This window comes from Chryseobacterium oncorhynchi (assembly GCF_002899895.1).
GTDB classification, from domain to species: domain Bacteria; phylum Bacteroidota; class Bacteroidia; order Flavobacteriales; family Weeksellaceae; genus Chryseobacterium; species Chryseobacterium oncorhynchi.
Genome location: NZ_PPEI02000004.1, coordinates 181,685 through 196,385 on the forward strand (window position 1 = coordinate 181,685; position 14,701 = coordinate 196,385).

The 14,701-nt window shown below is 34.4% G+C and carries 11 protein-coding genes; 6 read left to right on the forward strand and 5 right to left on the reverse strand.

What is annotated here, in order from left to right; genetic code table 11:
• Positions 1 to 104 precede the first annotated feature (104 nt).
• From C1638_RS22695 to C1638_RS14400, 3 genes are all read right to left on the reverse strand, one after another.
• Positions 105 to 239 carry a bacteriocin-like protein gene (locus C1638_RS22695; protein ID WP_262509807.1) on the reverse strand — a complete coding sequence of 45 codons (135 nt, stop codon included), beginning with the start codon at positions 237 to 239 and terminating at the stop codon, positions 105 to 107.
• A gap of 169 nt (positions 240 to 408) precedes the next feature.
• Complete coding sequence (locus tag C1638_RS14395; RefSeq protein ID WP_109622070.1) at positions 409 to 1,836, reverse strand: SusD/RagB family nutrient-binding outer membrane lipoprotein; 1,428 nt, start codon at positions 1,834 to 1,836, stop codon at positions 409 to 411.
• 11 nt (positions 1,837 to 1,847) lie between these two features.
• The gene (locus tag C1638_RS14400) at positions 1,848 to 4,928 is read right to left on the reverse strand and encodes a SusC/RagA family TonB-linked outer membrane protein (RefSeq protein WP_109622072.1); all 3,081 of its coding nucleotides are present in this window, start codon (positions 4,926 to 4,928) and stop codon (positions 1,848 to 1,850) included.
• A gap of 631 nt (positions 4,929 to 5,559) precedes the next feature.
• Here C1638_RS14400 and rnhB point away from each other — a divergent pair.
• Positions 5,560 to 6,144: a ribonuclease HII gene (gene rnhB, locus C1638_RS14405; protein WP_109622074.1), complete on the forward strand. Its 585-nt coding sequence runs from the start codon at positions 5,560 to 5,562 to the stop codon at positions 6,142 to 6,144.
• A gap of 84 nt (positions 6,145 to 6,228) precedes the next feature.
• Here the strand turns inward: rnhB and yidC are convergent, their stop codons facing one another.
• Both yidC and pyrG read right to left on the reverse strand, forming a co-directional pair.
• The gene (gene yidC, locus C1638_RS14410) at positions 6,229 to 8,028 is read right to left on the reverse strand and encodes a membrane protein insertase YidC (protein WP_109622075.1); all 1,800 of its coding nucleotides are present in this window, start codon (positions 8,026 to 8,028) and stop codon (positions 6,229 to 6,231) included.
• Between the two features lie 178 nt (positions 8,029 to 8,206).
• A complete protein-coding gene (pyrG, locus tag C1638_RS14415; RefSeq protein ID WP_109622077.1) occupies positions 8,207 to 9,814 on the reverse strand; it encodes a CTP synthase in 1,608 nt (535 codons plus the stop codon).
• 153 nt (positions 9,815 to 9,967) lie between these two features.
• On the opposite strand from pyrG, the gene C1638_RS14420 reads away from it, so the two are divergent.
• From C1638_RS14420 to C1638_RS14440, 5 genes are all read left to right on the forward strand, one after another.
• On the forward strand, positions 9,968 to 10,570 hold the full coding sequence (locus C1638_RS14420; RefSeq protein ID WP_109622079.1) for a CDP-alcohol phosphatidyltransferase family protein: 603 nt from the start codon (positions 9,968 to 9,970) through the stop codon (positions 10,568 to 10,570).
• A complete protein-coding gene (locus C1638_RS14425) occupies positions 10,560 to 11,363 on the forward strand; it encodes a phosphatidate cytidylyltransferase (protein ID WP_109622081.1) in 804 nt (267 codons plus the stop codon). Before C1638_RS14420 ends, C1638_RS14425 begins: the two co-directional genes overlap by 11 nt.
• A gap of 4 nt (positions 11,364 to 11,367) precedes the next feature.
• Positions 11,368 to 12,408 carry a patatin-like phospholipase family protein gene (locus C1638_RS14430; protein WP_109622083.1) on the forward strand — a complete coding sequence of 347 codons (1,041 nt, stop codon included), beginning with the start codon at positions 11,368 to 11,370 and terminating at the stop codon, positions 12,406 to 12,408.
• 251 nt (positions 12,409 to 12,659) lie between these two features.
• A complete protein-coding gene (locus C1638_RS14435) occupies positions 12,660 to 13,415 on the forward strand; it encodes an SDR family NAD(P)-dependent oxidoreductase (protein ID WP_109622084.1) in 756 nt (251 codons plus the stop codon).
• Positions 13,328 to 14,698 carry a phosphatase PAP2 family protein gene (locus tag C1638_RS14440; protein WP_165826540.1) on the forward strand — a complete coding sequence of 457 codons (1,371 nt, stop codon included), beginning with the start codon at positions 13,328 to 13,330 and terminating at the stop codon, positions 14,696 to 14,698. Before C1638_RS14435 ends, C1638_RS14440 begins: the two co-directional genes overlap by 88 nt.
• Positions 14,699 to 14,701 lie beyond the last annotated feature (3 nt).

The window sequence follows — 14,701 nt, forward strand, 5'->3', positions numbered from 1 at the left end:
TACGGAAATAAAAAAACCGCTTTCAGGCGGTTTTTTTATGAATTTTATTCTTTTCTAAAATTAATGTCCTTTCATCATTTCCAGGCACATTATTTAAAATTGTTTTAAGGACAATCTACTGCATAACATCTTTTTTTAACAGGATCCCAGCAGCCTCCATTAATTGTACACCATTCCGGTGCAGAACCACCTTGAATATTTTTCAAATTTTGGATTGATAATTTTTTCAAATTTTTCATATTATTATTTTTTTTGTGTGATATTAAATATAATAAATAATTATGAAATAGAGATAAATTTTTAGCTCGACATATACCTAATATCTTTTTTAATATTCTGGAATAAAAACCTTTGTAAACAAAAAAACCGCCCGAAGGCGGTTTTAATTTATTATAGATAAAATATTATTTAAAGTTTATCCCAGAACACTTTTGCTCCTTGTACATCTCCATTTACAGAACCCCATTGTTTTACACATGCATTTGCTCTGTTAACACCATTTACACTTCCTTCATTAATTGGATAATAAAGTCTTGTAGGTACATCTCTCGTTTCTGGTTTTACAAATACTCTGAAATCTAATCTTCTTGAGAATTCCCATGATTCAAACCCTCTATTATGAGTTGCAATCCAAGCTTCATTTCCGATTTTCTGCTTCCATGTTCCTGGCAATGTAGCATAACTATGAGCTAAAACATAAGCATCACGATCACTAGCTGATACTCCCCAGAAATCCATTGAAGCTTTAATACCATTGGTGAAATAAGTTGCTGCTGCACCTCCAACACTATAGCCTCTTTCAGCAGCTTCAGCTAACATAAAATTAACTTCTGCAGCATCAAATAGATAAGCATAATTATCTGGCTTCAAAATTTCAGGATTAACATGTGAAAATGTTCCATATACGTTTTCAGAACCATATACCCCACCTACATATTGCCCTGACGGAGCTTTTGTAAAATAGCTAGCACGTCTTGGGTCTGATTCTGCGTTCATCGCATCTAAGTATACATCAGATGGAATAAAGTCATTTCTACCACTAGATACCATTTCTATAAAAATAGGATTAACAAATGGACCTGCGGCTGCAAATTTTAATCCGATATTTTCACCATTTGTAAGTACTACACCACTAGATACGGCACTTTCAACGGTTGATTTTGCCAAAGCATTATCTACGTCTGCTAAATTTAAGCCCAATCTCAGTTTTGTACTGTTTATAAATGCTTTAATTTTATTCTTATCACCTCCAAAAATGGCATCACTTGTACCAAAACCTGCAGCAGAAGTACTTGCCAGTAAAGCAAGAGCTGCATCAGCTCTTTTGATTAGATCAACATAAATTGCTTTCCCATCATCATAAGCAGGGTTTGGATATTGATCAACTTTGATAGACTGAGAATATGGAATATCTCCATAAGAATCTACCAATATACTGTATGTATATATTTCTAAGGCTTCAATAGTTGCTATTCTACTTGCTTTTAAAGAGGCATCTGCAATGGTATTAGTTGCTGCTTTTACCTGCTCCAATTTTAATAATTGTGCATACAGAATATTCCAATGATTGTCTGGAACTCTTCTCTTTGGAAGGTTATATACTGATTCATCGGTATATTGAGTTTCAGACCATTGCTGTGTAAAGAATCTGAAGATGTTAATATTTACACTTGGGCTGGTCATCTGTGTTACTAATCCCAATTCTGCCGATGCAAATGTAAATTCCGGGTTTACAGTTGCCGGATTTTTAGTATCGTCATTTAATGTGGTAATGTCCCTTTCGCATGATATTAAAGCCATGCTCGCTATAAAAAGGCTTAATATTGTTTTTTTCATTTTGACTTCTTTTAAAAATTAACAGTAAAGTTAGCACCAATGGTTCTTGTTGTTGGCATTGCACCAATAGAGTAACCTCTTGAAAGGTTCGCTCCTTGTACACCTGTAGCTGAACCTCCTGTATATCCTGCTTCAGGATCTGCATAAGGTAAATTCTTGTGAATAATCCATAGGTTTCTACCAAAGACTCCAAACTTCATCCCTTTGATAAAGGTATTGGCATATAAGCTCTTTGGAACATCAAAATATATCGCAGCTTCTCTTAGCTTAATAAATGAAGCATCATATACAAATTCTTTTGCTGCATAATTTCCTGTACGTAGTAATGATCCAGACATCGTCTTAATTGGAACATTATTCTGAACATACTGCCCGTTTTGCATTACTACCCCTGGTAATATTGCTCCCGGTTCTCTGATAGCCAATGTTTCTGGATAAATACCTGTATCTGTTCCATACAACATATCTCCGGAGAATACGCTTCCTCCCTGTTGTCCATCAATAAGGAAAGTAAATGTAAATGCCTTATAAGTGATACTGTTTCTTACACTCCAAGTATATTGTGGCATGATATTCCCAAGTACATTAGTTTTTGAGGTTGTAATCATGTATTTCCCTGTATTTGGATCAATGATTCTTTCTCCTTCAGGAGAATATACATAATCAGTTCCCCAAATCTGTCCATAAGCTTCACCTGCAGGTGCATTGAAAGTTACATCATTAACCGCTCTTCCTAGCTGTAAGTTTGTCATCCCTTCATTAAGGCTTAGGACCTTATTCTTATTGATAGCCCAGTTCCAGTTCATATCCCATCTGAAGTTTTCATTCTTCACAGGAACTAAATTTAATTGAACTTCTATCCCTTTATTTTCCAACTCACCGGCATTATACCACTTAGCTGTATAACCAGAGGCTCCCGATATTGGTACTAATAGAATCTGATCTTTTGAATTTGTTTTGTATAAACTCACATCAAACCCTACTCTGTTGTTAAGGAATCTTGCTTCCATACCCACTTCCACCTCAGTAGACCTTTCAGGCTTTAGGGTAGGATTATTTTTAAAGCTGTTTGGGTCTACAATTGGGATACCATTGTATAGGTTTTTGATATTTTGAGTATCTATCAATCTGAAGTTATCCGCAGTTTTACCAACCTGAGCCCAGTTTCCTCTTACTTTTAAGAAAGAAAGCCAATCTTGATTGATAAGGTTAGATAATACTACAGATCCTGAGATAGATGGATAAAAATATATATTATTACCACTTGGTAAATTTGAAGACTTATCAACACTTCCGGTACCTTCCAAGAAATAAGTATCTTTATATCCTAGGGAAATCTGACCATAAGCTCTAGGTAGTGTAGAAGTGGCAGTATATTCCTGAGTAGGAACAACCTGTCCCGCAGAATTTCTAAGAGCATATAGCCCCGGAACAATTAATCCTGCTCCAGATGGGTCTGGTTGAGTAGAAGCATCTGTTGTTTCAATAGTATTTCGTCTCAGGGAAGTACCTAGTACACCTCCTAAGTTGATACCATTATCAAATTTCTTATTATAATTAGCAAATAAATCAAAATTGATTTCATTAGTATACATATTACCTAAGTAATATCCAGAAGATGCATTGGCCTGTGGATTTAACGTTGATGGTAAGCCAGGAACAATTCCAAAAGATTCCGGGTGACTACCTACCGCTTTTCTAACCTCTGTTTTTTGATATGCAAAATCAGATGATAACCTTCCTGTTATACTAACTGCATTGGAAACTTTATAATTTAACATCCCATACCCAAAGAACCTGGTTCTGTAATCACTTTGGTAATTTTGATAACGATCAAAATAAGGATTGTTCCAATAGGCTGGTGCCTGGAAATTATCTGGGTCATCATACCCATAAGGGTTCCATGTTATGTTTTGTCCACCTGTTCCAAAATAGGCATCCTTAAGTTGTAAAATATCAACATTGGTTTGCCACCATTGTCTGAAACCTGTAAGAATATTATCATTATACCCTGTACTATTTCTACCTACTGTATTCTGCATGGTTAAAGAGGAATAAACTGTTGCAGTAAGTTTATCCGTTACTTTATAATCAAATTTTGCAGAAATTGTATTCTTCTTTTGTTCAGAATTTGGAAGAACCCCTGTAGTGATAAAGTTATTATAGTTTAGTAAAATACCTCCGTTTTCATTTCCTTTTTCAATAGTAACTGAATTTGAAGTAGTTTGTGCACTTTCAAAGAAATCAACTGGTGTATGTTTTGCTGCTACCCAAGGAGTTGCTTTATGGTATCCTGATAACTGTGGATACAATGAATACCATTGATAAACCATCAGGTTCGGATCAAAAGCAGCACCTACAGAAGCATCATTACTTGTTCCTACTACCAGATCAAGAACTCCATCTCCATCAACATCTCTTTTCAAGAAAGTAGAAGCGGGTCCATATCCTGCCCCATATTTATTTTGATATTTTGCAAATGTTGATCTATCAATTTCTCCGTATTGATACTCTGTAGAAAGGGTAACTCCCCATTCGTCATTTTTTCGAGATTTTCCTTTTTTGGTTGTAATTACCACAACCCCTGAAGATGCTCTTTCTCCATATAGAGCAGAAGCGGCCGCACCTTTTAGTACGTTAACACTTTCAATATCATTGGGGTTTAAGTCAGAGATTGAGTTACCTCCGTCAAAAATAGTATAAGCGCCAGAAATAGTGCTGTTATTGTTATTGATTGGAACACCATCCACCACGAAAAGAGCCTGGTTATTTCCTCCAATGGACTTCATCCCTCTAATCACAACACTGGAAGCTCCACCGAAGTTTGTGCTTGTGACAACCTGAACACCTGCTGCCTTACCAGCCATTTGACTGGAAATGTTACCAGTATTCGCTCCTTCTCTCAAAACATCTCCTTTAATTTCCTGAGATGCATATCCAAGTGCTTTTTTCTCTCTTTTAATTCCGAGTGCAGTTACTACCACGCCCTCGATTTCTTTTGTTTTAAGTGTATCCTTCTTTTCTTGAGCATTGGCTACTGCAATAGAAGAAGACAATACTAAAACAAGAAGACCTGTTGTTAGTTTCTTCATATCAAATTAATTTTGTACCCTACAAATTTGTAAAACTTTCTTAACAACACAAAGGAATTTTTAAAAAAAATATAAACTATTCAATAATTATCAATAAAAACAGTAAATAAATTATTAAATTAAGTTAAAAAAACTCTTTTTAACAAAAACGGAAAAAGTTAATCGATATTTTTTTTCATAAACATCAACAACATCAATTATCGATATTATCTATAAAGATTCGTTCTAAATAATGCAATAACAATTTGGTTTACAGCAATATAAATCACATTTATTAGAATAAAATACAGCATTTACGAAAACATACGATGCAACACATAGCTTTCACCAACAACAAAAAGAGAAAGAAAAAGCTCTATAGACGGTGAGAAACAAATTATAATCGCAAGAAAAAAACAGAAAATATATGAATACCTTAATATAGTAAAACCATCAATATGACCTCTGCAAAAAAACCTATTTATATTTAATATTCTTAATAATTACTAATCATAAAAAGTAGAATTATTAATAAAATTCAACAATATGGCGATTCAATAATCTTTCTTATTTATAGATTTATAAAGCAAAAAAAGATAGGGTAATTGCATTTGTTTTTCTTTAATTTTACCCTTTTATATTACGCATAAACATGGAATTATTACAAAAGTGGACAGATACCTACATTGAAGCAGGGTGTGATGAAGTAGGAAGAGGCTGTTTAAGTGGACCAGTTGTAGCAGCAGCCGTTATTTTAGATGATAATTTTCAACAGAATCTGGTGAATGATTCAAAAAAATTAAACTTTAAAACCAGGATGGAACTGGATAGCTATATCAAGGATAATGTAAAATGCTATGCCATTGCTGAATTACCTCCGGCATTCATTGATGAACATAATATCCTTAATGCCAGCATTCACGCTATGCATCGTGCACTGGACCAGTTAACAATAATACCTGAACTTATCTTAGTAGACGGGAATAAATTCCATCCTTACAATTATATTCCTCATCAATGCATCATTAAAGGAGATTCAAAGGTTTTATCCATAGCTGCAGCATCCATTCTTGCAAAAAATTATAGGGATAAGCTCATGATTGAACTTCATGAAAAACACCCTGAATATGGATGGGATACCAATTTTGGTTATGCTACAAAAAAACATCAGGAAGCCCTTATTAAGCATGGTCCCACAATACATCACAGGCAGTCTTTCAGACTTAAATATGATTAAGAAATCAACAATACACTTAGAGTTTTTACGGTAATTCAAATAAAAAAAGAGAAGCAAAATTGCTTCTCTTTTTTGTATGATAGATTATTTCTTTCTATTTTTTTGTTGCTCTTGAGTCTGTTGTTGCTGTTGAGCTTTTTCCATCATTTCTCTCATTCGTTTCTGGAACTTACCCTCTGTCTTAGGTTTTTCCTTATTACTCTGAATCTGTGCATGGATTTTCTTTTCATCCAGAATCACATATTTAATAACAAGGATAATTAAGATGTTAATCGCGTTCGAAACAAAATAGTACCAAGAAAGACCAGATGCCGAAGTATTCAGGAAGAATAAGAATGTAATCGGGAAGATGTACATTAATACTTTCATGTTTGGCATTCCCTCTTGTTGTGGCTGCTGCATATTTCCTGAAGTCATTACTGTATAAATCAAGATAACAATGGTACATGCCAGAGCAAAAATACTCAAATGATCTCCAAGGAAAGGAACTTTAAACGGTAGTTTGATCAAATCGTCATAAGCTGTTAAGTCTTTTGCAAACCAGAATCCTTGCCCTCTTAAATCTATAAAGTTCGGGAAGAAACGGAACAATGCATAGAAGATCGGAATCTGAACCAATGCAGGGAAACATCCCGCCAACTGATTAACACCGGCCTTTCTGTAAACTTCCATGGTTGCCTGTTGCTTTTTCATTGGATCAGCATCCTTGAACTTAGCGTTTACCTCATCAATTTCCGGACGAATTACTTTCATCATAGCACTCAGCTTATGCTGCTTGTACATAATTGGTGAAAGAATCAATTTCACAATAATTGTCATTAGGAAAATTACCCAACCTGCAGTTAATCCCCAGTCAGCAATAAGGTTATACATTGGCATAAAGAAACCACGGTTCATCCACCCGATAAATGACCATCCTAATGGAAGAATCTCATCAAAGTTTTTATCGTAAGATTTCAATAGCTTCAAGTCTAGCGGCATAAAGTACCAAGTAAAGTCTTGATTCAGCTCACTTCCTGTCATCTGAACAAAACCTTCGTAGTTTAATTTTTTCAGATACTCACCCTCTTCAACATTTTCCTGATTTCCTTTACTTTGGGTAAATCCGTTCTTCGCTTCAATAACAGAAGTAAAGAACTGCTGTTTTACTCCAATCCAGTTCAATGTCTCTTTTTCTTCCTCCATTGTTGTTCTTCCATCATAATCATAATCTTTATAATTATTGAAAGCATAAGAGAATTCTGAGTGAGACTGCTCCTGGGCTCTACCTTTTTCTAGGTTTCTTACACTGTAATCCCAGATAAAATCTGCTTTGTTATCAGAAGTAATATTGGCTAAACCTTGCGTTCTTACTTTAAAATCTAATGTATATTTATCCAATAAAGTATAAATAAACTGGATAACAGCACCATTATAATTTGCTGTCATGGTTACAGCGTTTCCGTTAACAGCAGGTGAGAAAACTAAGTTTTTAGTATTGATAACCTTTCCTGTTTTGTCCTTAAATTGGAAACCGTAGTTTGAATTATTTTTATTGATTAGATAAAGCGGAAGATCTGCCTGATCTGTTTTGTGGTCATATGCTTTATATTCAGAAAGCTGAACTTTAGAAACCTGCCCTCCTAAACTAGAGAATTCAATATTCAATTCTTTATTTGACAGATTCGCTGTCTGAATGGCGCTAGGAGTTACATTTGGATTGATATTATTTGCCTGAGTTTGTTTTACGACATTTTTTACCTGTTCCGTTTTTTGCTGCTGAGCTTTCAACTCCTCTTCTTTTGCCTGCTTGTTCTGGAAATAGAACATAAAGCCAAAGAGAACCAGGCATAAAACCGCGAAACTAATCATCTGCTTCTTATCGATTCCGTTGTTTTGTTGCATTTTATTTTATATTAAAATTTTAAATTTAATTAAGTACTACAATGACGTACTTTTTGAGCTGACAAAAATACTGTTTTTTTATCAAAACTCTATGCTTTACTATGTTACTATATAACAAACTCAAGCTGAGAATAATCAGCCTGAGTTTATTAGTAGACGTTTATGATAAAAAATTACCTTATTTCTTTTCGCAAGCCTTAATGAAAGCTCTGAATAAAGGATGCGGCGTAGCTACCGTACTCTTATATTCCGGGTGATACTGAACACCTACATAGAACGGATGATCAGGTAGTTCTAAAGCCTCTACCAATCCTGTTTCAGGGTTTGTACCTGTAGCATGGAAACCATTCTTTTCAAATTCCTGAAGATAATCACTGTTGAATTCATAACGGTGACGGTGTCTTTCAGAAATATTTTTGCTTCCGTAGATATCAAATAATTTAGAACCGTTTTTCAAAGTACACTTCCAAGCACCAAGACGCATCGTTCCTCCTTTATCAACTACATTTTTCTGCTCTTCCATTAATGAAATTACAGGATCAGGAGTTGCTGTATCAAATTCTACTGAGTTTGCTTTTGTATGCCCTAAAACATTTCTGGCAAATTCAATGGTCATGATCTGCATTCCTAAACAGATTCCTAACATTGGAATTTTATTCTCTCTAGCATATTTTGCAGTAAGAACTTTTCCTTCAATACCTCTGTCTCCAAAACCAGGAGCTACAAGGATACCATTCACACCTTTCAGTACATCCTTAATGTTGTCTTCTGTAATATCTCCACTGTATACCCATCTTACCTTTACTTCAGTTTCAAGGTCTGCTCCAGCATGTTTAAATGCTTCAGCAATAGAAATATACGAATCCTGAAGAGAAATATATTTCCCAACCAATGCAATTTCAACGGTTTTCTTAGGGTTCTGGAATTTTTTAAGGAAACTCTTCCAGTCTTTAAGATCAGCAACTTTATCGCTTTTCAGATCCAGTTCTTTCAATACTACATCATCAAAGTTTTGCTTCTGAAGATACATTGGAACTTCATAGATCGTTTCAAGATCTTTACATTCAATAACGTTTTCTAAAGCAACGTTACAGAACTGAGCCAGTTTTGCTCTCTGATCTTTTGGAATTTTATGTTCTGTTCTACAAACCAATACATCAGCCATAATTCCGCTTTCCATCAATTGACGAACGGAATGCTGTGATGGTTTTGTTTTTAATTCTCCACTTGAAGCCAAATATGGCAATAATGTTAGATGAATAACCATAGAATTTTTCTCTCCTAACTCCCATTTCAACTGACGAACAGTTTCAATATAAGGTAAAGATTCAATATCTCCGACAGTTCCTCCGATCTCAGTAATAATGATATCGTAGTTCTGCTTGGAAAGCATTTTAATTCTACGTTTGATTTCGTTAGTAATATGAGGAATTACCTGAACTGTTTTTCCAAGGAAATCTCCTTTTCTTTCTTTTTCAATTACAGTCTGGTAGATTTTTCCTGTAGTAACGTTGTTGTTTTGGGATGTAGGAGCATCAAGATAACGCTCATAGTGGCCTAAATCCAGATCCGTCTCCGCACCATCTTCAGTTACATAGCACTCTCCGTGCTCATAAGGATTCAATGTTCCCGGGTCGATATTGATATAAGGATCAAGTTTTTGGATCGTTACGTTAAAACCGCGTGATTTTAGCAATAGTCCCAGAGAAGCAGACACGATTCCTTTTCCCAAAGATGAAGTTACACCTCCTGTCACAAAGATGTACTTTGTATTCTTTTTACTCATTAGATTAGGTTTGTGCAAAGTTATGGGAAAAAGAAACACAAAGCAATCTTTTAGGTTTTGAAAATGAGAAAACATGCTTCAAACAATTATAAAACCTGATTAAAATTTTTATCTATATTTGATACAAGCAAATGAAAAAAAGTAAAAACAACCATGATTTCGGTATATAAATTAAAACCAAAATTCCAGCAGCTGCTCACGCCTGTTTTATTATTTTTAAATAAAAATGCGATCACAGCTAATCAGATTACCATCAGCTCAATCCTACTATCTGTGGTAATTGGAGTATTATTTTGGAATGCAGATATTTCAAAATGGTTCTTCCTTAGCCTTCCCATCGGGCTTCTTTTGCGAATGGCCCTGAATGCACTGGATGGAATGATGGCCAGAAGATTTAATCAAACCAGTAAATTAGGGGAAGTTTTGAATGAAGTAGGTGATATCGTTTCAGATGTCATTATATTTTTTCCTTTGCTTAAGTTTCAGCCTGAAAGTTTATACCTAATTGTCATTTTCATTGTTTTAAGTATCATTAATGAATTTGCAGGGTTGATGGGAAAAATTGTAGGGAGAGAGCGTCGTTACGATGGACCTATGGGAAAAAGTGATCGTGCCCTTATGCTAGGATTGTATGGTTTATTGATATTTTTTGGAGTCAGTATCACAACTATTTCAAGCTATATTTTTGGTGCCATTATTCTTCTTCTCTTTATCAGTACTTACACTAGACTCAAGAAATCTCTGAATGAAGCCTGAAGAAAATAAATTTGCAGATGTTCCTTTAAGAGTAAAAACGTGGATCTACATCATCATTGTTTTTGCCCTCGGAATTTCGCATCCTCTTGCCACTACTATCTTTGTTTCATGGATAGGCGCGCAATCTTTCTTTGAGTTTTCAAGAATGTTTAAAGTTCATGAAAAACCTATTATTCCATCTTTGTTCATTGGAGTTTCACAGTTTTTCCTGCTCCAATTTTTAAGTATTGAAAATTACTTTTTGTACAGCTCTATCTTAGTAATTGTTGTGCTACTCTATTTTTTCATGTTAAAATCATCCACCCGGCAATTGATGGGTGTTTTCATTGCTTTAATGGTCTGTCTTTTTGCTTTTCCTCATCTGTTGTGGATAAGAAGTAGCTCCAATGGTCTTAACTCCATCATTTTCATTGTTGTAGTGACAGAATTGAATGACGTTTTTCAGTATTTAATGGGGAAATTCTTTGGAAAACATAAAATAGCCCCTAAAATCAGTCCTAATAAAACACTTGAAGGATTTATCGGCGGAGTTTTACTTACCATGATTCTAAGCAATATTTTAGGATTCTTTTTACTTAAAACAGATATTGTAACCAATAGCATTATAGGAATAGTACTTGGAGTTTCCGGATTTTGTGGAGATATCTTTATGTCCTATTTAAAACGAAAAACTGATGTAAAGGATACGGGTAATCTGCTTCCCGGACATGGAGGACTTTTGGACAGAATGGACAGCCTGATCTTTAATGCTCCTTTATTTTTCTGGATATTATCGTTTCTGATTAAGAATTAAAATCATGGATGAAAAATTTAAAAGAGCAGTAATTTTTTCAGGAGGTGGGACAAGGTTAATGATCTACCTTGGAATTTTTGCAGCCCTGGATGAATTGAATATGAAGCCTGATATTCTTATTGCATCATGTGGTGGATCATTTGCGGCAACTGTTATCAATGCTTTTCCGGATCATTTTTCAAGAAAAGAGTATCTAAAATCTGAGGAATATTTCCAGTTTGTATCGCAAACTACATTAACAAGGCACAAAAAACTTTCTGAAATAGGATTTTTTTCATTAAAAAAATGTTTTGACAAGAGGAAAGCTCCTTTTATTGAAGATATTTTCAACAGATATCTTGTTGAAATGCCTCAGGATCTGACTGAATGTTTTCCATCCATAAAAAACGCCTCATTTTCCAAAGAAATCTCAACCGTTATTATAGGTTCTGAACTTCTTTTCACTCCCCAGAATTCTCAGCAGTTAAGAAACGGAAAAAAACTATTTCAAAAAGTGATATTCACAGATGCTGAAACTGCTAAAAAAATTGGTAAGGAATATATTTCCACCCATCCCAAAAGCTTTAAGAATAGTGCCGTTGAAGAAACCTCAAAAATTATCACCAATTTTTCAATGCTTGAAAGTACCAGAGCTTCTGTTTCTGATATGTTTTATGTAAAACCGCTCGCTCTTCATAACAGATATTTCATGGGCGGGGTGATAGATCTGGTTCCCATTGAATTGGCAAGATATCTTTCCAGAGAAGTGATTACAGAAAAAAAGCAATCCTATACTTCAATAGAAGAAGCACTTATTCGTTCTGTTTTTGGCTTCAGCGCTAACGAGAGGTTAATGGAAACGCAAAATATTATCTCAGAATTTCAAATTGACACTACCAGTATAAAGAAAGATCTTCAAGGACATTATCTGGAAAAAAAGATCAACTGGAAAAAAATGGAGCTCGATTTTTCGTTCCCGAAAACCTATCCACAATTTGTGGAGGATATGGAAATGCAGTGGCAATATGGCTTTGATCAAACAATAAAGACGATAAAAAACAGATAACAAATATTTCAATGAAGACACGATAACTCTACTCATCCGGAGGGGTGACAAATTGAAAATTTGACGGTGTGGTTTGAATACTATTTTCAAGTTTTGGCTAAAGCCAGCGGCACCATATCTATTGTAATCACAGGCTTTAGCCCGTGTCTACTGATTAGTCAATCTTTATTTCTATTTAATATTACAAACATTAATCCAACTTTCACTTTTAAAATTTATTTTTACATACAATTGAAAATCACAGAATACCCATGAATGTTTTTATTGCAGGCGGAACCTCAGGAATTGGCTACTCACTAGCCAAGCATTATCTTTCAAAAGGATATTGTGTGGGAATCTGTGGAAGGAACCTTTCAAAAATACCTGAGAGCAGCTTTAAGAACTTACAGGCACTTCAGGCAGATGTTTCTGATATGAATTCGATTTCATCCGTATTAGAATCTTTTCTGGTGGATAAACAAGAACTGGATATTTTTATTAACTGCGCAGGAAGCTATGCTGAGGATGTGGCAGGAAATATTTCCTATGAAGAAGCAGAAGAAATGCTTCAAACCAATATTTTAGGAACTGTTAATTGCTTTGAGGCTGCCAGAAAAGCCATGAAAAATCAAAAAAAAGGAAGTATCGTGGTTGTAGCATCAGTTTCTGGAATATTAGAGTATGAAAACTCCAGTCTTTATACCAAGACAAAAAGATCTGTGATACAGATTGCACAAGCCTACCGTAGGGCATTGAAGCCTTTTGGAATTTCTGTGACCACTATTGCTCCCGGATATATAGATACCGAAAAATTAAGACAGCTAAATCAAAATGATTTAAGCAAAAAACCTTTCCTTACCAATCTGGAAACAGCGACTCATATTATTTCCGAAGCTATTGAAAATAAAGAGAAATTAATTATTTTTCCTACAAAAATGAAGTGGATGATGAGATCCTTATCGCTACTTCCCTCTTCTCTATTAAATATGATCATGTTCAGAAAAGCCAAATGGATGAAAAACAATTAAAAATAAAACAGAAGCTTTATGCCCTTATTCTTTGTTCCATTGTATTCATGATGGTTTACAATGGTGCAGCATGGTATATTTCAACATTAGCAGAGGTTCCCTCATTTATTTTTGATTTTGAAAAATATATACCGTTCATTTCATGGACGATTATTCCTTATATGACGAGTGGATTATTCTTCTGTCTGGTATTTTTTCTCTGCAATAGTAAGGAACAGCTTAAGGTTTTAGCCCAAAGAATGCTTTTTGTAACCATTGTTGCAGGAATTTGCTTTCTTTTATTTCCTTTACAATTTTCTTTTCCGAAACCTGAAACTGAAAATCTTTTTTTGGGATATTCTTTTCAGTTTTTAAAGACTTTTGATTCTCCTTTTAACCAGGCCCCGTCATTACATATTGCCTATGCATTTATTTTCTGGTCTGTTTTCAGAAATATAGAAAAAGGAAAGATCTTTATAATGCTTTGGCTCATTCTTTTGGGGATTTCTACATTAACGACTTATCAGCACCATTTCATTGATGTTATAACAGGAACTTTGGTTGCCCATATCAGTTTCATTCTCTTTCCTTATCGAAAAAGAGATTTCAGGTATAGAAATTTTCAAGTTGCCAATTATTATTTTTTACTGGGCTGGATACTTATTCTGATTGCCTTATTATTGAATCAATTTTCAGGGTATCCCGGATTACTTTTTCTGTGGCTGGCTTTAATGATGCTTTTCATTGGATATCATTATCAAAAGAATAATATTTACTTTTTAAAGGATAGAAACGGAAACATTCCGTGGATAAGGAAAATATTTTATTCTCCATATCTTTTAATGTATCAAGGGCTTTGGAAATTTTTAAGGAAAAATAAAACCCCGATTGAGCCTATTCCCCATCTTTATATTTCATCAAGACCGAATCATGATATTGTAGAACAGTTTACAATCAACAAAAGCACTTTCATCTATGATTTATCCCCTGAAATTGAGGAAATATCATTCTTAAAAGAACAATCTTCCTATCATTTCCATCCTATTCTGGATATTGGCAGTTTTGATATTGAGGACACCCAAAAACTTATTACTGAAATTTCTGACCAATATAAACATCTTCCGAAAGGCGGAAAGATTCTTATTCATTGTACTATGGGCTTTACCAGAAGTTCTGTAATTGGAATTTTAGTAATCAAAAATATTTTATCTTTACCTTTAGAGGAAGCAATAACCACAATGAAAATCAGCAACAAGAATATGATCATTCATTCTTATCTGCAGGATTTTTTGAAAAAAATTTAAACT